Raw genomic sequence first — 18,446 nt, forward strand, 5'->3', positions numbered from 1 at the left:
AAATGATTAATTATAAGACAGGTAGCACTAACTCTCATCGAGGAATTTTCTCTCTTGAATGCTCCGTTATAGCGTAAGCTTACATAACCCTATGTCGTAAACCACAACGATAGCTCTGAATAGTAGCCTTTCTGATTTATAGACATTTGTGCAATTGCAGAGATCTTAGATAAAACGAAGGTACGCTTGACCCATTTTTCCTATTGTTAGTCACCTACGCAAACGTTTGCGTAAGATATAGCCGTCACATTTAGACTACTAATCAATTTGTTTACTTTAAATTAGATCTACAGGTAATTCAACATTTATTTATTGTTTTTATGATAAAAAAGCTAAAAGTTGAAGTTAATGCAGATTTCCTGGCGCAGCATGAATCAGACGCAGAGCTGATTGTTCAACTCAAAGCCGGGAACGAACGTGCTTTTGCCGAAATCTATAACCGCTACAAGGGTGTTTTATACCTGCACGCTTTAAGAATGCTTCAGGACCGGGATGAAGCCCATGACGTGGTGCAGGACCTTTTCACAAACCTTTGGTGCAACAGAGGTAGCCTGGTTTTAAAGGCTACACTTTCGGCATACTTGTATGCGGCAACCCGCAATCGGATATTGGATATTTTTGCCCGCCAGAAAGTGGCCGGAAAGTACCAGGATTCTCTTAAACACTTTATGGAAACCGGCCACTGTATTACGGATAACCAGGTACGTGAAAATGAATTAACCCACCTGATCAATAAGGAAATTGAGTCGCTACCTCTGAAGATGCGGCAGATATTTGAACTCAGCCGCAAAAAATTCCTTACACACCATCAAATTGCGGAGGAACTCCATCTGTCGCCGCTTACGGTTAAAAAGCAAGTTAACAATGCCATCTACAGGCTCCGCCTGAAACTCGACCTCCTGGTTTCCCTCCTTGCCTTAGCGGGTGTCTGTTAAAGAGGTATTGGTTTGACGACCTCTTAATAGCGTAAATGAATGCTTTACAAGGTGGCAAACCGTTTTTGTTGCTCATACTATTCCATCCAAGTCAAAATCAAGGTCTTTATTTCTGCCACCAGGCTCTTTTGTTGCTGCCTGCCCTGAAGCAAAAATATTATTTCGTTCATCCCTCTACTACCATGGCTACTTCTAACCGTCATAACGTTAAATGGGGATCTGTTAGCTTTTATATGAGATCAGTACAAGGTGTAGAATTATTAAGAAAGTACTGCAGCGGCGAAAGTCTGACGGAAGGCGAGACAGCGATTATTGAAAGCTGGTACCTCCAGTTAGCCGAAACCAGAAATGCAGTGAATCCGGACGGCGATGAGCTAGCTGTTGAGCTTGACGCAATCTGGGAGGACATTAAATTGAAAAACCAGGGTGTTGAAAATCGTTACCATCGGAAAATGAGAAATATTTGGTTCGCAGCGGCTTCAGTTGCGTTGCTTATTGCGGCGAGCATTTTTCTTTTTAAGCCTGAAATGCAGAAGTCTCAGGTAGTAGTTAAAACACCGAAGACCGACGTAAAACCTGGAGGGAATAAGGCGTATTTAACTTTAGCCGATAATACAAAGATCAGCCTGGAGGATGTATCCATAGGCGAAATTGCTAAACAAAGCGGCGCTAATATTTCTAAAAAATCCGATGGCAGTTTGGTTTATCAAATAGCCGCAGATCGGGGAAACCGAAGCAGCGAACTGCAATATAATACTATTGAAACGCCAAAAGGAGGGCAATACCAGGTTAACTTACCGGATGGAACCAGGGCCTGGCTCAATTCGATTTCCTCCATACGATTCCCTACCTCGTTTAGCGAAACTGAACGAAATGTAGAGATTACGGGTGAAGTCTATTTTGAGGTAGCAAAAAATAAACTGGCACCTTTTACAGTAAAAGCTGGCGACCATAATATTACGGTGCTAGGCACAAGTTTCAATATAAATGCTTACAGCGACGAGTCAGAAGTTAAAACAACGCTGCTTGAAGGCAGTGTGGTGGTAACAAGAGGGGGGGCTACCGTAAAGTTAAAGCCCGGACAGCAATCTATTGCCCCACATTCCTTAACTGGCAAAATTCAGGTTACCGAGGCGGATACACAGGCTGCAATTGCCTGGAAGAACGGATACTTTCATTTTAACCATGCATCCCTGCCCGAACTGATGAGGCAATTTGGCAGGTGGTACCAGGTGGATGTAGAATATAGCGGACCTATAAAGAAATATGAATTTGTTGGCAAAATTGGCAGGGACAAAAGCTTGTCGAAAGTTCTGAATATCCTGAAAGAAAGCGGGGTGAACTTTAAGATCCAGGATCGAAAACTCTCAGTAACACCATAGATGATTTAACCTTATGACGAACATACCATACGAACATGGATACAGGAAACGAAACATAACACGCCGGTCCTGATAGTATACGGCTAAATTTTCATATTCTAATTAGGAATATGATGATTCAAACAAGAAAAAGACCAAACTAAACCACCTTAATTATGCAAATAAATTTGTTTGGCAAATGCCTCAAAATTGCGAAGGTCTTGCCCCTAAAACCAATTTTAGCTATGAAATTGACAGCCCTGATGCTGTTAATGTGCGTGCACGTTTCTGCTAAAAGCTATTCTCGAAAAATAGACGTGTCAACGAAGAATGTGTCCCTGATGAAAGTGTTTTCTTTAATTGAACAACAGACCGACTATACATTTTTTTATGATAATAACCTGGTCAAAAACGCAGGCTTGGTAACTGTTGACCTGAAAAATGTCAGCGTTGAGCAGGTGCTTAATAAGGTCTTAAAAGACAAAGGCTTAACCTATACCGTAGTTGACCGGACGATTGTTGTTAAAAGCATGCCGATATCTAAGAATGTAGAAACGGAAAAGGTACAGGACGTTAAGGGTAAAGTAACTGATGCGAAAGGTGCTAGTTTACCGGGCGTAACTATTAAAGTAAAAGGCAGTTCTGTTGGCACCTCAACAGATGTCAACGGAAACTTTTCGCTCAATATAGAAGCTCAAACAACATTGGTGTTTTCTTACCTGGGGTTTATTACCAAAGAAGTAATTTATTCTGGCCAGGAGTTTTTAAATGTAACCCTGGAAGAGGGTAATTCTGATTTAGATGAAGTGGTCGTAATTGGCTATGGAACCCAAAAGAGAAGGGATCTTACAGGTGCTGTGTCTTCGGTGAAAACGGAAGATGTGGTAATTTCTTCAGGTCCCGAAATCGGCAACATGTTAAAAGGTAAGGTTGCCGGCTTAACTATCCGGCAAAACAGTGCACAACCCGGTGGAGGTTTAGACATTTTAGTGCGGGGTGCAGGTTCTGTTAATGCTAGTAATGCACCTTTAATTGTGGTGGATGGTTTCCCGATAACAGAACTGCAGCAACCGGGCAGCGGCGGAAGGTACGATGCCGGCACCCAAAGTACCTTAAATTCATTTAACCCAAATGATATAGAATCGATTGAAGTTTTAAAAGATGCCAGCGCCACTTCTATTTACGGGTCGAGGGCTGCCAACGGGGTGATATTAATTACTACAAAAAGGGGAATTGAAGGAGCTCCTATTGTTCAATACTCCAATAATTTTACGATACAAAAATTTAAAAGCCCCTTTGATGTACTGCCATTGAACGAATGGATGCAGGAGCGGAATATTGCAGGCAGGGAACAACGGGAATTTGAGAATAATGTGTTTCCTTACGGAACAAAAACAGCAGCCCAATTAGATGCAGAAATAGGGCCGTACAGAAATCTGTATACGCAGAATGCCATTAACAATGTGGGCAGAGGGACAGACTGGATGGAACTGGTGACGCGGGATGGTGCCACCATGCAGCATAACCTTTCTGTTTCCGGGGGAAGTAAAACAACTAAATACCTTTTATCTGGAAATTACTATGATCAAAACGGTATTGTAAAAAACTCTGAGTTTAAGCGATTTTCTATAAGAGCTAATATAGATCAGCAGATAAGCAAGTACATTAAACTGGGCGTGAACTTAACTGCAAGCAGGATAGGTAATCTGAACAGCCAGTTGGGAGGTGACCAGTTTGAGAACTCAGGTGTAATTCGGGCGGCAATCCAGCAAGGTCCACACATACAAGCTATAGACGAAGAAGGAAACTATCCTTTAAATCCTCAATTAGCTTTACAGCCCAACCCTTATTCTTTATTAACCATTGCAGACGAGGGCCGGATAGAAAGAATGTTATTAAACTCTTTCCTGGATATAACTCCTGTTGATGACTTAGTTGTAAGACTGAAGGCAGGTATGGACAGGGGAAACACAAAAAGGCAAAGCTATATACCGAAGTCGACACTGATTGGTCAAATGGAGCAGGGTCGAGCTTTTATTGCTAATGCAGATAACGATAATTACCTATTAGAGGCCACTGCAAATTACACTAAGACAATTGGCAAAGGACATAAATTTGACATATTGGGCGGGGTATCTCAACAGAAATTTATTGACAGGTATAGCAGCAGCGGTGCTACGGGTTTTTTAACAGATGCCTTTTTGTGGAATAATTTGGGTGCGGCAACTAACCCGCTACCATCTACTTCCTCAGGGCCCGAAAATATCATCGCTTCCTATTTCGGTCGTTTAAATTATAATTACAACGGTCGCTATCTGTTCACTTTTACAGTTCGTACAGATGGTGCCAGCGTTTTTGCGGTAAATAATAAATGGGGAACTTTCCCTTCAGCAGCAGTGGCCTGGAATGTGGCTGAAGAACCTTTTTTCCAAAGTATAAAGAATACAGTTTCTCAATTGAAATTAAGAGTTAGCTATGGGCAAACAGGGAATGCTACTATAAATAGCAACGCCTTTGCAGCTTACAGTGCATATCCGGCATGGTTATCAGCCAATGATACCCGATTGATCGGAGTTTCTTTATCAAGGCTGGAAAATCCTGACCTGAAGTGGGAAACCACCACTGGAGCTAATGTTGGGCTAGACTTTTCCCTATTTAACGGTAAGGTCGATGGCTCGGTAGAAGTATATGACAACATCATTTCGGATCTTTTAGATATTAAGCCTCTTAATTCATACCAGGAAGTAAACTCCATTATTGCTAACGTGGGTGAAACGCAGGGACGCGGCATCGAAGTATCTCTAAGTACGAGAAATATCAATACGCCTAATTTTCAATGGAGAACCTCATTCAATTTCTCGCGATATAAAGATACCTGGAGAGAAAGGGCGGCCGATTGGAAACCGTTTGTTTATCAAGATCAAAAAGACCCAATTAGAGCGGTATATAGCAGAGTTGCGGATGGAATTTTACAAGCCGGAGAACAAGCCCCTCAGTCTCAGCCGGAGCTTAAACCGGGGATGATTAAAATTAAAGATATCAATGGATATGTCCGTGACGAGTTTGGTAATCCCGCCGTTGATGAAAACGGCAGATTTTTAAGATTAGGAGCTCCCGACGGCATAATTGATGATGCCGATACCCGGTTGTTAGGCACATCAGATCCGGGCTATATGGCAGGTATCACAAACATTGTGAGCTATAAAAATTTCAGCCTTAACTTTGATTTCAACGGGCTATTTGGACGCCAGTTCGCCGATCCTAATTTCCTTACCTACGGTGTTGTTGCCGAGCCTGTTTTTGTTCAGGGTTATAACGCTTTAAGAACTGTGAAAAACAGGTGGACCCCAACAAACCCCTCAACCACTCACCCAAGTTCATTTTATGGACGCTCACCATACGGGTCGGGAGATTTCTTTCTGCAGGACGCGTGGTTCATCAGGCTGCAAAATGTGTCCTTAGGTTACAATTTACCAACTAAATGGTTAAAGGGAGTATTTTCCTCTGCCCGGATACATGCGGATGCGCAGAATTTGTTTGTGATAACACCTTATGATGGGGTAGATCCAGAGACGGATTCATACACAGCGGCTTACCCAAATCTGCGATCTTTCACTGCAGGGCTAAATTTCACATTCTAATTCACCTTTAAAACATAAAAAGATGAAACTATATAAAATCTTAATCCTGTCGTTTATACTTCTGCTCGGTAGTTGTACTAAAGATCTGGTATCTATAGATTATTCAGAGATTAATCCCAATATTTTTCCAAAATCTGCCGCAGACCTTGAAGCGATGGTCAACGCAGCTTATCATCCAATAAGAGGCGGTTATGGCGACGGAATATTTAACACCGCAGAGACCGGAGTAATGTTTACCAGCGACGCCACCACAGAGTTGCTTTTTGGCCCTTACGGTGCCCAGCAGCAGGCATCTTTACACAATTTCCGGTCAACAGATGTGGCTTTTACTCAATATTATGATAACTATTATAATAAGATCAGCCGTATGACCAATACCATCGACCTGATACAGGGTTCGACGGTAAGTGAAGATTTAAAAACGAAAGCCATTGCAGAAGTACGCTGTGCAAGAGGAATATTGGCTTACACTTTATTTGATCTTTATGGCCCAATTGTAATTGCCCCTTTAGAAGTGTTAAAAAATCCATTGAATGAAGAGCCGCTTGCCCGCCTGACTAACGAGGAAATGGTAAAGTTCATAGAAGACGACCTGATTGCTGCTGCAGAAAGTTTGCCTGGTCCGGCGGAGGCAGAATACGGAAGGTTTAACAAAGCATTAGCAAAAATGGTACTCATCAGACTTAACCTGCACGAAAAAAGATGGGACAAGGTTTTAGCGTTGGCGAATGAGATCATCGCCTACAATTACTATTCGTTAGATCCGGATTATGTAGGGATGTGGGATCTGGAGGGAGCTAAAGGTAGTCGTGAAGTGATCTGGGCTATTCCCTGCGATTATGCCGGTACGAGCGAAAACCAGTGGCAACTAATGGTACTGCCCGCAGTTTATGCTCCGAAAGGCGGTTTCGGCACCATACAGAGCACCTGGTATTTTTACGATTCTTTCGAAAGTCTGGACAAGAGGAAGACCATGCTGATTGCTGAGTTTACAGGAACGGATGGAATTACATACTCCCGGACAAACCCGGGTACATTGATTAACCTTGGCCCGATACCACTTAAAATTAATGAAGATGCAGCCCGTACCACTGGTTTAACAACCGTTGATATGATCATGTACAGGTATGCCGATGTGCTTTTATCTAAAGCTGAGGCTATTGCAAACTTAGGAGCTCCTACGCAGGAAGCCATGGACCTGGTTAATCAAATAAGAACGAGGGCCGGTCTCCAGGATAAAGCACTCGGTAATTACAGTTCGGTATCAGCTTTTAATGACCTGATATTATTAGAGAGAAGCCACGAATTTTGGTGCGAGAATGGGCAGTACAGAGCTGACCTGATTAGACATGGAAAATTTGTTTCAAGAACGCAGGAGGTAAAGAAATCTACGTTTACGGGACCCAATAAAGTAGTTTTTCCTTTTTCTCCAGCGAAGGTTGCGGAAGGCAAGGGGAAATTCTTGCAAAATCCCGGCTATAATTAAGGGAGGTTTATGGGTACTCATGAAACGGTTTACGTGATAAGGAGCAACTTTAAGATTGAGTAATGAGAGCAAATAAAAATTACGTTATACTTTTCCTGATGTTGTTGAGCTACGGCAATATGACCTGTAAAAAAAGTAGTCCTGCCAGGCAAGCCGTTGCTGACAGCGAAATAACCTATGAAATATCAAGTGAGCTTTTCCCAAATCCGGAACGTGGATTTATGAAAACTTTAATTGTTTTTTCTGAAGGCCAATCCCTGGATGTTGCCCAATTAAAGTTGCTGAGAGGCCAAAATATCTCCCTGGCTTTAAGGGTATTTTATTTAGAAGGCTTTAAAGACAGGGTTATGAATTCTGCCCAGCTTACCCTGATACGGAGTGACCTCGATAAGTTCAGGGAAGCTGGAATGAAAGCTATTCTTCGTTTCGCTTATACGGACGATATGAATGGTACCGATGCATCATTACCGGTGATAGAGCAGCACCTGGATCAGCTTAAGCCAATCTTTGAAGAGCACAAGGATATCATCGCGTTTGTACAGGCTGGCCTTATTGGTGCCTATGGGGAGTGGCATACTTCAAGCAATGGTTTGGCAAATACCGAAGATCAACGCAAAGTGTTATTTAAGTTACTGAGTGTACTGCCCACTGAAATAATGGTGCAGGTGAGAACACCAGGATATAAGCAGCAGATATTTGAGACGAACCTGCCGGTGACAAAGGAAATAGCTTATAGCACCGAAAATCGCTCAAGGGTTGGTCACCATAACGATTGCTTTTTGTCGGGGGGCACAGACTATGGCACTTACTCCGATATCAGTGCCCAAAAGCAATATATAAGCAATGAGGCATCTTACGTACCCACAGGTGGCGAAACCTGCCCCCCAACCGGAGGGTACTCCCCGAATTGTGTAGAAGGGCAGCGGGAAATGAGGCTGCTTAAATGGACTTATCTTAATTTAGATTATTACCCGCCAACCATTGCTGCCTGGCGAGCTTCGGGTTGTTTTGATGAATTTCAGAGAAACCTGGGTTATCGTTTGGCTTTAGTAAGTGCGGTATTTCCGAAGGAGGCAGCTTTAAATAGCAGGAAGAAAATCAAGATAATCGTCAGTAATAAAGGTTATGCACCCCTCTACCATCAAAAGAAGATATTCTTAGTGCTAAAGAATGCCGCTTCAGGACAGGTTCACGAAATCCCCCTAACTATCGATCTACGCGATTGCAAGCCAGTTGCTAATTTAACTATTGACGAAACCGTGGATTTGACGAATGTCCCTGCCGGTGATTATGGACTTTATTTAAGGATTGCAGACCAGTCACCAAAATTGATGTCCAGAGTAGAGTATGCAATAAGACTAGCGAATACAGGTATGTGGACGGAGGAAAACAATGGGATGAATAATTTAAAACATCAGTTAAAGATTGCGAACATGTAATTATCATTAAAACTAACCTAAGATTATGAAAAAAAATATTTGTTTACTCGCTTTAGTGTCAATAATCTGCGCAGTTTTTTCTTGTAAAAAAGAAGATTCGGAAAGCGGGACGAAGGCCGTTTTTAGTTATGTAGCCGATGGTTTTAAGGTTAATTTTACTAATTTTTCTTCAAACGCTACCGAGTATAGCTGGGATTTTGGAGACGACAGTGGCGAAACGTCTAATAGTAAGTCTCCACAACATATTTTTAAAAAGAAGGGCGATTTTTTAGTTTCCCTAACCGCTAAAAACGGAGCAAATACCAGCACTTTTATAGACACCGTTACTATCATTGGCCCAAATATTACCATAAATGGGGATTTCTCAGATTGGGAATATGTGAGCTTTACACATGAAAACCCCGCTGGTACGTCAGGTACTCTATTAGCGCTTAAAACCTTTGCCTCCGCTACGGATATTTACTTTTACATGGAAGGAACAGCTGACATGAAGGTGGAACTTTTTGATATGTTTATTGATGCGGATAATAATCCTGCAACAGGTTATAATATAGGGGCCTACCCTGCAGGATCGGGAGCAGATTTTTTATTAGAAGGCCCGCCCGTAAAGCCCGGTTGGGGATCGGTTTATAAGCATACAGGTGGCCCCAATGATTTTAGTTTTACTCCTGTTGCCACCTTTGATGATGCGATGAATTTTTCTTCTATCGTTACTTCGGGTGCAAAAAACATTTTTGAATTCTCCATTAAAAAGAGCGCTTTAGGTGCACCCAAGAGTTTTGTTAATTTTTGCTTTTTTGATCTTTCGTCCGGTTATGCGGAATTAGGAAAGTTGCCGGGAGCACCAACTGCAAAGTTCATCGCGGTTCCACTATGATAATATAAATTATAGAATTTGATGTTAACACGAGAACAGTGAATAAGAATTTCAGGAATTTATTTCAAAAGGCTGAAGGATGACATTTAAAAAAGTTTGCTAAGATGACTGAAGGGATCAAACGCGTGGTTGTCCTGACTTTAATTATCCTGAATATCAGTATGGTTAATGCACAGTCGAAAAAAGTTAATTATATCAAAAGCATAGAAGATTTTCCAAACCCGGAACGTGGTTTTTATATGGCTGCCAACGAGAAGCCTGGCGAACTGTCTGCAGGTGAATTAAGTCAACTTCGGACAGTTTATTCTCCCAAAAGTCCAAGAGCTAATTATTCTACATGGATCTCTTTAATATATCGTGGCTACCTGCTTACAGATTTCAGAAATAAAGATATAAGTGACGAGTTTCTTTCAAAAATACAGAAGGATTTTGATGCTATCAGAGATGCCGGGTTGAAAGTGATATTAAGGTTTTCTTACATCGATAAAACCATGAAAGGCGAATGTCCCGATAAAGCCATTTGCCCCCCTTATGGCGATGCTCCAAAGGTAATTGTACTGCAACATATTGCACAGCTCAAACCTATATTACAGAGGAATGCAGACGTGATTGCTGTAATGCAGCAGGGTTTTATAGGCATATGGGGGGAGAATCATTATACTGATTATTTTGGCGACGCATCTGGCAACGCCCTGGGTTATGTACCCGATAGTAGCTGGGTAGACCGGAACGAAATTTTAAAATCGTTGCTTGATGCTGTACCCAGAGACAGAATGGTGCAGGTAAGAACGCCGCAGATTAAACAGCGATTCCTATATGGACCACAGGCACCGATAACTACAAATCCAATCACGCATTCTGAGAGTTATACACGCAGTGATGCTGCACGAATAGGTTTTCATAACGACTGTTTTTTAGCAAGTTTTGATGACTATGGAACTTTTTCTGATTACGGGAATTCGGCAGGAAAGACTAAAACATCTGTAAACGAAACTCTTCGTAAATATTTCGAAGTAGAAAGCAGGTATGCTGTTGTAGGCGGAGAAACCTGCGATGATGCTTTCAGTCCCCAAAATGATTGTGCCCCTCTTGGATATGCGGAGAAAGAAATGGCAGCCATGCACTACAGTTTTTTAAATGTGAGTTATAACAACTTGGTAAACAATGATTGGGAAACACAGGGGTGCATGTCCACGATCAAGAAAAGACTGGGCTATCGTTTTGTTTTAAAAGAAGCTGCTTTGCCAGAAAAGCTTAATACAAACCAAGCTCTAAAGATCAGCCTCAGCCTAGAGAATGAGGGTTTTGCTTCTCCCTATAATCCCAGGGAGCTGCGACTTGTTTTACGGAACACGACAACCAGAAAAATCCATTCACTGACTTTGAGGTCTAATATTCAGAATTGGTTTCCCGGAAGTATCGAAATCAATGAAACTGTTGCCCTTCCCAAGGACATAAAAAAAGGAACTTATCAGTTGTTGCTTAGCCTTCCTGATAAATACGATCTTTTAAAGGACCGGCCTGAGTACAGTATCCGTTTAGCTAATGAAAATGTTTGGGAGTCTGAAACAGGCTTCAATAGGTTAAATCATAATTTGCAGATAAATTAGAAAGAGGTTAATGATTGAACAATCTAAACAGTACTCTCTGGAAAATACCCGTCTGCTTTCGCTGGATGTTATGCGTGGCTTGATCATGATTCTGTTGGCCGCAGAAAGTTGCCTGTTCTATCAGTCTTTATCCAAATTAGAGCCTGGTGGGATAACTCTGCTGGTTGTTAACCAGTTTTTTCATCATCCATGGCATGGCTTGCGATTTTGGGATTTAGTTCAACCGGCTTTTATGATGATGGCTGGATCAGCCATGTATTTATCATATCATAGTAAAGCCAAAAAGGGCATCAGTTGGAATGAAAACCTTAAACATATTACTGTAAGAAGCCTGAAGTTATTTTTACTTGGGGTTGGTTTGCATTGCGTGTACGCTGGTGAGTTGGTATGGGAACTGTGGAACGTATTGACACAATTAGCGGTAACCTCGTTTATTGCCTATCTGATTATCCGAAGGAACTATTTCTTTCAAATAGGGTTTTCGGTTTTACTGCTCATCATTACGGAGTGCTTATACAGATATACTTCAGTTCCGCAATTTAACCAGCCCTTTGTGGAGCATCATAACTTTGGCGCTTTCGCTGATTTGTTAATAATGGGCAAAATAAATTCAGATGGTTGGGTGGCTATCAATTTTATCCCTACAACCGCACACACCATTTGGGGCGTTTTAGCGGGGAAAGTCCTTATGTCATCATTTAACTCCTCGAAGAAAATTTCCATATTGGTCATATCGGGAATGCTTCTGTTAGGGATTGGCCTCCTAATGGATATTATAGGACTGACACCCATTATCAAAAGAATCAGTACAAGCTCGTTTGTTCTGGCATCCGGAGGTTGGGTATTGTTGATTTTGGCTTTTCTGTACTGGATGGTAGATATTAAAAAGCTGAATAAGTACGCCTGGATTTTTGTTGTAATAGGGATGAACGCCATATTTATCTACCTGTTTTTTGAAACAGTTGGCTTGCAATGGCTAAATGGTGTGGTTCTGATTTTTGTTAAAGGCGTAGCCTCTCTACTTCATATTTCAGCCAGTGCGACCGATGTTTATTCCTCATTAGTTACTTTGCTATTAGAGTGGTATTTATGTTATTGGCTTTATCAGAAGAGGATATTCTTTAAATTGTGAGGGAGGTTATAAACGTTTTTAAATACAACTTCAAATTATCAAATATACCATGTCATCAAATCGCAGAAAGTATTTATACGGGGTTATGTGACTTAGCGCTAATCTATCGCCTAGTATTTTTATCCTTTCCCAGCTCTACCCGCACTATAGTTATTTCCTTCGATTCTTCCCCCTCGGCAAGTTCTATAATGGTGGGAAGGATTTTTACTCAGGAGCTTTTTGCTCACAACCTTTGCGCATCTATTTTGGTTTAGGCAGGATGCTGACTACTACCCTTGATTAGCGTTTTGACAATTAAATTAAGTGAGGATCTGCAATTTCAAACGTTTGCGTTGACTTTGTCACCGGGCAAATTGTGCAGTTCGCCTTCTTATTATTTATCTTCCAAAAATTCCGGTTTAATTCCTTTTGAAACCAGAGCTAACCATAACCGATATGAAATTTACGTCTGTGTTCTTAACATTATTATTTCTGATGATGGGTTTTAATTCCCGTGCTTTTTCGGGAGAGATAAATGAGCCATCGGTACAGACCTCAATTCCTCTTGGCGGAAATGCATTTATTACTCATGGGGTCAAGACGCGAATTACTGACAAAGGTTTAAGCAACTGGAGTGAGCAGTCAGCTGTTACCAGTATATATTTTAAAGTCGAAAAAGCAGGGGACGTGAAGTTGAGCCTTCGGGCTAAAGCCTCTGAAGGCAAGAGCAGGATAAGAATTTCTGTAAAAGGCAAGCACTACGAAAAAGCGCTAACTAACGCAAAATTTGAGGACCTGAGCGTTGCAAAAATGAGAATAGCGGCGCCCGGTTATGTAAAAGTTGATCTGCAGGGAATTAGTAAGGCTGGAGATTATTATGGCGAGATTTCAGATCTTATTATTGAGGGCGATGAGCGGGTGATTACAAGCCTGGTGTATGTGAAGGAGAATTCGGACGGTGGTTTCTATTTCGGCCGTCGGGGACCTTCCGTTCATTTAAATTTCAGCATACCTGATGCCGAAAAGGACAATATCGAGTGGTTTTATAACGAGATTACGGTACCCGAAGGGCAGGATGTGATTGGTTCGTATTATATGGCGAATGGATTTAATGGGGGATATTTTGGCATCCAGGTGAACTCGCCAACTGAACGCAGGATCTTGTTTTCTGTATGGAGCCCGTATCATACAGATGATCCAAAAAGCATTCCTGACAGCATGAAAATAAGGCTGCTTAAAAAAGGTGCAGGTGTAAACACAGGTGAATTTGGAAACGAAGGCTCTGGCGGTCAAAGCTTTTTACGTTATTCGTGGAAGTCGGGACTAACATATGCGTTTCTAACCAGGGCTCAGCCGAATGAAGCTAAAAACACCACGGTATTTACTTCGTATTTTAAAGATCCGGGGCAGAACGCCTGGACACTTATAGCCAGCTTCGAACGGCCACAAACGAACAGTCATTTAAAAGGCCTGTACTCGTTTCTTGAAAACTTCAGTCCTGAAACCGGGCACATAGAAAGGCATGCAAATTTCGGCAATCAATGGGCGATAACTCGTAATGGTGAATGGCATGAGATAACCGCTATAAAGTTTACGGCTGATAATACGGCTAAAAAGAACTTTCGGAAAGATTATTCGGGCGGTGTTAAGAATGACATATTCTATTTGCGAAATTGTGGATTTTTCAATGATCATGTTACCATAAACCAGGTGTTCAGCAGGATATCTACTAAAACGTCAAAGCCAGGTATCGATTTTAATACGCTGCCATAATTCGAAATGCTAGAAATACCAATCAATGAATAAGATATTAACCCTGCTTTTCCTTTTTGCAACTATCGGTTGCAACGCACAAAAAGAACTTCCTAAAAATGGATGGACCACGCTTTTTAACGGCAAAGACCTGAAAGATTGGAACGTGAAGATCAAAGGCCACCCTGTAAATGAGAATTTCGCCAAGACCTTCCGCGTGGAGGATGGGGTGATGAAAGTAAAGTACGATGGTTACAAAGGCTGGAACGAACAGTACGGCCATATTTTTTATAAAGAAAAGTTTTCCGCTTACCTGCTGGTGGTAGAATACCGTTTTACGGGCGAACAGATAGAAGGTGGTCCGGGTTGGGCCTGGCGGAATAGTGGCGCCATGCTGCATGGCCAGTCGGCGCAAAGCATGGGACTCGATCAGGATTTCCCGATCTCGCTGGAGGCGCAGTTTTTAGGCGGCGATGGCAAAGCAGAACGAAGCACGCTGAACCTGTGTACGCCTGGTACGAATGTGTTTATGGATGGGAAACTGTTTACCCCGCATTGCGTCGATTCATCTTCTCCAACCTTTCATGGCGACCAGTGGGTACGGGCCGAGATCCTGGTGCTGGGCGATTCGCTGATCCGGCACCGAGTGGGCGGGAAGACCGTGCTGGAATATACGAAGCCGCAGATCGGCGGTGGTAATGTCGAAAATTACGATCCAGCCGTCAAAATCGATGGCCAGCCTTTAAAAGAAGGGTACATCTCGCTGCAAAGTGAAAGCCACCCGGTGGAATTTAAGACAGTGAAGCTCTTCAACCTCCAGAAGTATATGAAGGATCCAAAAAAGCTGCAGCAAACCATTGAGCAGCTGGAACAAGCAAAAGAATAAACACGAGCATCAGAGCATGAATAAGAATAAAATCGGCGCCTGTCTACTGGCGCTCCTGCCTTTTACGACCTTCTCCCAGGATCAACCGAAATCCTACACGCAAAAGCTTCCCGGCACGACGGTCAGCTTTGAGATGGCTGCGATCCCGGAGGGCACGTTTACGATGGGCAGCCCGGAAAATGAAAAGGGCAGAGAGGCTGACGAAGGCCCGTTGCATGAAGTAAAGATCCATGCGTTTTATATGTCCAAACAGGAAATTCCGTGGGATATCTACGAGCTATACGTCTACAAAGACTATGATGTGACGATTAAATCGGCAGGGGTGGACGCCGTGACCCGGCCTACCAAACCCTACCTGGATATGACCTTCGGTATGGGCAAGGAAGGTTACCCCGCGGTGGGGATGACCCAGTACAATGCCCTGCAGTTTTGCAAATGGCTGTACGATCGCACGGGCGTGTTCTACCGTTTGCCGACGGAAGCCGAGTGGGAGTATGCCTGCCGGGCGGGTTCGAACACCGCGTATTCCTTTGGCAATGACGTCGCCCGATTAGGGGACTATGCCTGGTACGCCGGTAACAGCAAAGAAAAGACACAGCCTGCGGGAACCAGGAAACCCAATGCCTGGGGACTTCACGATATGCACGGCAATGCCGCCGAATGGACCATCGACCAGTACGATGCCGGGTTCTACAATCAAAGTAAAGGCAAGCTGGCGGATAACGCGGTGGCCCCACCCGTGAAACTCTATCCGCACAGCATCCGCGGCGGTTCGTTTCAAAGCGAGCCGGCTGAGCTGCGTTCGGCCAGCAGAGCAGCCTCCGATCCGGACTGGAAACGAATTGATCCCCAGATTCCCAAGAGTAACTGGTGGTTTCCCGAAGCTCCTTTCGTGGGGATCCGCCTGGTGCGGCCTGTGAGCCCGCCCTCCAAAGAAGAGATTGATACCTACTATAACCGTAAACCCATTGCAGATTATTAAACCCTTTTAGCATGAGCAGTAAAAACCAGAACTTACTAACCCAACGCCGGTCATTCATCAAAACCTCCGCCCTGCTGGCCGGGGGGGTGGCCCTGAGCAACTTGCCTTTCTATGGCGCTTACGCCGCAGGCAGCGGAACCATCAAGATCGCCCTGATCGGCTGCGGTGACCGCGGTACGGGTGCGGCCTTCCAGGCCCTGAGCACAAATTTCAATGTGAAACTGGTCGCCATGGCCGATGCCTTCCGCGACCGGATCGACAAGAGCTACGAGCCGATGTTCACCAAGTTCGGGAAGGCCAAAGTGAATGTACCCGAGGATAAAAAGTTCGTGGGTTTCGAGGGCTACAAGCAAGCCATCAAGGAAGCCGACGTGGTGATCCTGACCACCCCTCCGGGCTTCCGGCCGATTCACTTTGAGGAAGCCATCCGTCAGAACAAACACGTGTTCATGGAGAAGCCGGTGGCTGTGGATGCGATCGGGGTGCGTAAAGTGCTGGCTGCCGCCGAAGAAGCCAAGCGGAAGAAATTAAATGTGGTGGTGGGCTTGCAGCGCCGTTACCAGAAAAACTACCGCGAAACCATTAAGCGTATCCAGGACGGTACGGTGGGGGATATCGTTTCCGGCCAGGTGTACTGGAACAGCGGGGGCGTGTGGGTGAACCCGCGCACCGCCGGTCAAACCGAAATGGAGTACCAGATGCGCAACTGGTATTACTTCAACTGGCTGTGCGGCGATCATATTGCTGAGCAGCATATCCACAATATTGACGTGGCCAACTGGGTAAAGAACAGCTACCCGGTGAAAGCGCAGGGTACCGGCAGCCGGGCTCAACGCGTGGGGAAAGATTACGGCGAAATCTTCGATAACCATACGGTCGAGTTCGTGTACGAAGACGGTACCGTCCTCCAAAGCCAGTGTCGCCATTTTGAAGGCACGCAGAACCGGGTGGACGAAAGCTTCCAGGGCACCAAAGGGAAGGTTTACCTCTCGGCCAATAACACCGGCAAGCTCTGGGATCACAAGGGCAACGTGCTGTTCGACTATGCGGGCAAAGGGGATCCGAACCCTTACCAGGTGGAGCATGACGAACTCTTTGCGGCCATCGATGCCGGCAAATACCAGTTTGCCGATGCGGATAACGCAGCTAAAAGCACGATGACCTCGATCCTGGGACGCTATGCCACTTACTCCGGTAAGGAAGTGAAGTGGGATGACGCCCTAAACTCCAACGTGAACCTGATGCCTGACCGATTTGCCTGGGATGCCATGCCGAAAGTACTACCGGATGCGGATGGGAATTATCCGTTCGCCATACCGGGAAAGACGAAGGTTATCTAGGAGGGAAAGTGGAAGGTTGAAGGAATGAGTAGCAGTAGCAGTGGCAGTCGTGTAGCGAGCCAGGCTACTGCTGCTTTGACCTGCTACTGCTACTCTAACCTGCTGCTACTCTCTTCCTACTTAAGCTCTTATATTGATTACCAGCCTAAGGGTTTTAATATCTCAATCCGTTGGGATTTCCAGAGAGGACTCACGTTTCATTCATTACTTCCAAAGGAACCTTGGTTATCTTTCAATCACTCATAAGATTGCGTTTCTAGCTCCTTCAACAAAAAGTCGAATACTCAAATTCAGCTGTAACCTTTTGTAATGCCAAAACCTGTCAAAGTAATTCTATCAAGGGAAAGGCTTTGATAAACACGGCCTTTATAATAAAAATTTAATAATTATTTAATGCTTACTTAATTGATTAAGCTCGCGCAATGGCTGCCTTAAAAAACCATTTAGATGAAGACCTGCTCAACCTATTGAAAAATGGGGACCATGATGCATTTACTGAAATCTATGAACGGTATTGGAAAAAGTTGTTAGCTATAGTCTTTAATCATACCAAAGATAAATTCTCGGCGGAGGAGATTGTTCAGGAAATTTTTGTCTGTATCTGGAATAGGAAGTCTGAAGTTAAAATTGACAATTTATCGGCCTACCTGGCCACAGCAGCTAAATTCTCGGTGTTCAAATATTTAAAAAGAGAGTTTAATAAAAAGCAACTGGCAGAAAGGAACTTCCAGCGACCCGTTGTATCATTTGAAAATGAACAAATTGAAGCCCGTTTTTTAGAAGAGTATATCAATGGGGTTATTGAACAGCTTCCTGATAAATGCAGAGTGGTTTTCAAGTATAGCAGGGCGGATGGTCTGAATAACGCTGAGATATCAAAGCGAATGAATATTGCAGAAAAAACTGTGGAGGCTCACCTCACCAAAGGCATAAAGATCATTAAACTTCGCTTAAAAAATTCAGGAACCCTCCTGATAATCTTAATTCATTGTGTCAATTAATACTGGTCTCCAATGGTAAAGCATT

General features: G+C 43.5%; 13 protein-coding genes. All 13 read left to right on the top strand.

Annotated elements, in window-relative coordinates; translation table 11 throughout:
- Positions 1-320 precede the first annotated feature (320 nt).
- The 13 genes from AC1MCB_RS00620 to AC1MCB_RS00680 all read left to right on the top strand — a co-directional run bounded on the left by AC1MCB_RS00620 (position 321) and on the right by AC1MCB_RS00680 (position 18,421).
- Positions 321-935 (top strand): RNA polymerase sigma factor, encoded by a 615-nt coding sequence (locus AC1MCB_RS00620; RefSeq protein WP_479966810.1) that lies wholly within the window; start codon positions 321-323, stop codon positions 933-935.
- A 35-nt stretch (positions 936-970) separates the two neighbouring features.
- Complete coding sequence (locus AC1MCB_RS00625; RefSeq protein ID WP_479966811.1) at positions 971-2,317, top strand: FecR family protein; 1,347 nt, start codon at positions 971-973, stop codon at positions 2,315-2,317.
- Positions 2,318-2,541: 224 nt separating this feature from the next.
- Positions 2,542-5,937 carry a TonB-dependent receptor gene (locus AC1MCB_RS00630; RefSeq protein WP_479966812.1) on the top strand — a complete coding sequence of 1,132 codons (3,396 nt, stop codon included), beginning with the start codon at positions 2,542-2,544 and terminating at the stop codon, positions 5,935-5,937.
- Between the two features lie 22 nt (positions 5,938-5,959).
- Positions 5,960-7,423, top strand: a complete 1,464-nt coding sequence (locus AC1MCB_RS00635) for a RagB/SusD family nutrient uptake outer membrane protein (protein WP_479966813.1) — start codon at positions 5,960-5,962, stop codon at positions 7,421-7,423.
- A gap of 62 nt (positions 7,424-7,485) precedes the next feature.
- Positions 7,486-8,862 carry a DUF4832 domain-containing protein gene (locus AC1MCB_RS00640; protein ID WP_479966814.1) on the top strand — a complete coding sequence of 459 codons (1,377 nt, stop codon included), beginning with the start codon at positions 7,486-7,488 and terminating at the stop codon, positions 8,860-8,862.
- Positions 8,863-8,887: 25 nt separating this feature from the next.
- Entirely contained in the window at positions 8,888-9,739 is an 852-nt protein-coding gene (locus tag AC1MCB_RS00645; RefSeq protein ID WP_479966815.1) for a PKD domain-containing protein, read from the top strand.
- Between the two features lie 104 nt (positions 9,740-9,843).
- A complete protein-coding gene (locus tag AC1MCB_RS00650; RefSeq protein ID WP_479966816.1) occupies positions 9,844-11,349 on the top strand; it encodes a DUF4832 domain-containing protein in 1,506 nt (501 codons plus the stop codon).
- A gap of 10 nt (positions 11,350-11,359) precedes the next feature.
- Positions 11,360-12,481: an acyltransferase family protein gene (locus AC1MCB_RS00655; RefSeq protein WP_479966817.1), complete on the top strand. Its 1,122-nt coding sequence runs from the start codon at positions 11,360-11,362 to the stop codon at positions 12,479-12,481.
- Positions 12,482-12,916: 435 nt separating this feature from the next.
- On the top strand, positions 12,917-14,233 hold the full coding sequence (locus tag AC1MCB_RS00660) for a DUF3472 domain-containing protein (protein ID WP_479966818.1): 1,317 nt from the start codon (positions 12,917-12,919) through the stop codon (positions 14,231-14,233).
- A 25-nt stretch (positions 14,234-14,258) separates the two neighbouring features.
- The gene (locus tag AC1MCB_RS00665; protein WP_479966819.1) at positions 14,259-15,098 is read left to right on the top strand and encodes a 3-keto-disaccharide hydrolase; all 840 of its coding nucleotides are present in this window, start codon (positions 14,259-14,261) and stop codon (positions 15,096-15,098) included.
- 16 nt (positions 15,099-15,114) lie between these two features.
- Positions 15,115-16,080 (top strand): formylglycine-generating enzyme family protein, encoded by a 966-nt coding sequence (locus AC1MCB_RS00670; RefSeq protein ID WP_479966820.1) that lies wholly within the window; start codon positions 15,115-15,117, stop codon positions 16,078-16,080.
- Between the two features lie 11 nt (positions 16,081-16,091).
- Positions 16,092-17,420 (top strand): Gfo/Idh/MocA family protein, encoded by a 1,329-nt coding sequence (locus AC1MCB_RS00675; RefSeq protein ID WP_479966821.1) that lies wholly within the window; start codon positions 16,092-16,094, stop codon positions 17,418-17,420.
- Between the two features lie 422 nt (positions 17,421-17,842).
- Complete coding sequence (locus AC1MCB_RS00680; protein ID WP_479966822.1) at positions 17,843-18,421, top strand: RNA polymerase sigma-70 factor; 579 nt, start codon at positions 17,843-17,845, stop codon at positions 18,419-18,421.
- The last annotated feature ends 25 nt before the right edge of the window (positions 18,422-18,446 follow it).

It is taken from the genome of Daejeonella sp. AP26 (assembly GCF_056680515.1).

Coding starts and splice junctions, on each gene's coding strand:
- AC1MCB_RS00620 (WP_479966810.1), top strand. CDS start 321: ATGATAAAAAAGCTAAAAGTTGAAGTTAATGCAGATTTCCTGGCGCAG.
- AC1MCB_RS00625 (WP_479966811.1), top strand. CDS start 971: ATGAATGCTTTACAAGGTGGCAAACCGTTTTTGTTGCTCATACTATTC.
- AC1MCB_RS00630 (WP_479966812.1), top strand. CDS start 2,542: ATGAAATTGACAGCCCTGATGCTGTTAATGTGCGTGCACGTTTCTGCT.
- AC1MCB_RS00635 (WP_479966813.1), top strand. CDS start 5,960: ATGAAACTATATAAAATCTTAATCCTGTCGTTTATACTTCTGCTCGGT.
- AC1MCB_RS00640 (WP_479966814.1), top strand. CDS start 7,486: ATGAGAGCAAATAAAAATTACGTTATACTTTTCCTGATGTTGTTGAGC.
- AC1MCB_RS00645 (WP_479966815.1), top strand. CDS start 8,888: ATGAAAAAAAATATTTGTTTACTCGCTTTAGTGTCAATAATCTGCGCA.
- AC1MCB_RS00650 (WP_479966816.1), top strand. CDS start 9,844: ATGACTGAAGGGATCAAACGCGTGGTTGTCCTGACTTTAATTATCCTG.
- AC1MCB_RS00655 (WP_479966817.1), top strand. CDS start 11,360: ATGATTGAACAATCTAAACAGTACTCTCTGGAAAATACCCGTCTGCTT.
- AC1MCB_RS00660 (WP_479966818.1), top strand. CDS start 12,917: ATGAAATTTACGTCTGTGTTCTTAACATTATTATTTCTGATGATGGGT.
- AC1MCB_RS00665 (WP_479966819.1), top strand. CDS start 14,259: ATGAATAAGATATTAACCCTGCTTTTCCTTTTTGCAACTATCGGTTGC.
- AC1MCB_RS00670 (WP_479966820.1), top strand. CDS start 15,115: ATGAATAAGAATAAAATCGGCGCCTGTCTACTGGCGCTCCTGCCTTTT.
- AC1MCB_RS00675 (WP_479966821.1), top strand. CDS start 16,092: ATGAGCAGTAAAAACCAGAACTTACTAACCCAACGCCGGTCATTCATC.
- AC1MCB_RS00680 (WP_479966822.1), top strand. CDS start 17,843: ATGGCTGCCTTAAAAAACCATTTAGATGAAGACCTGCTCAACCTATTG.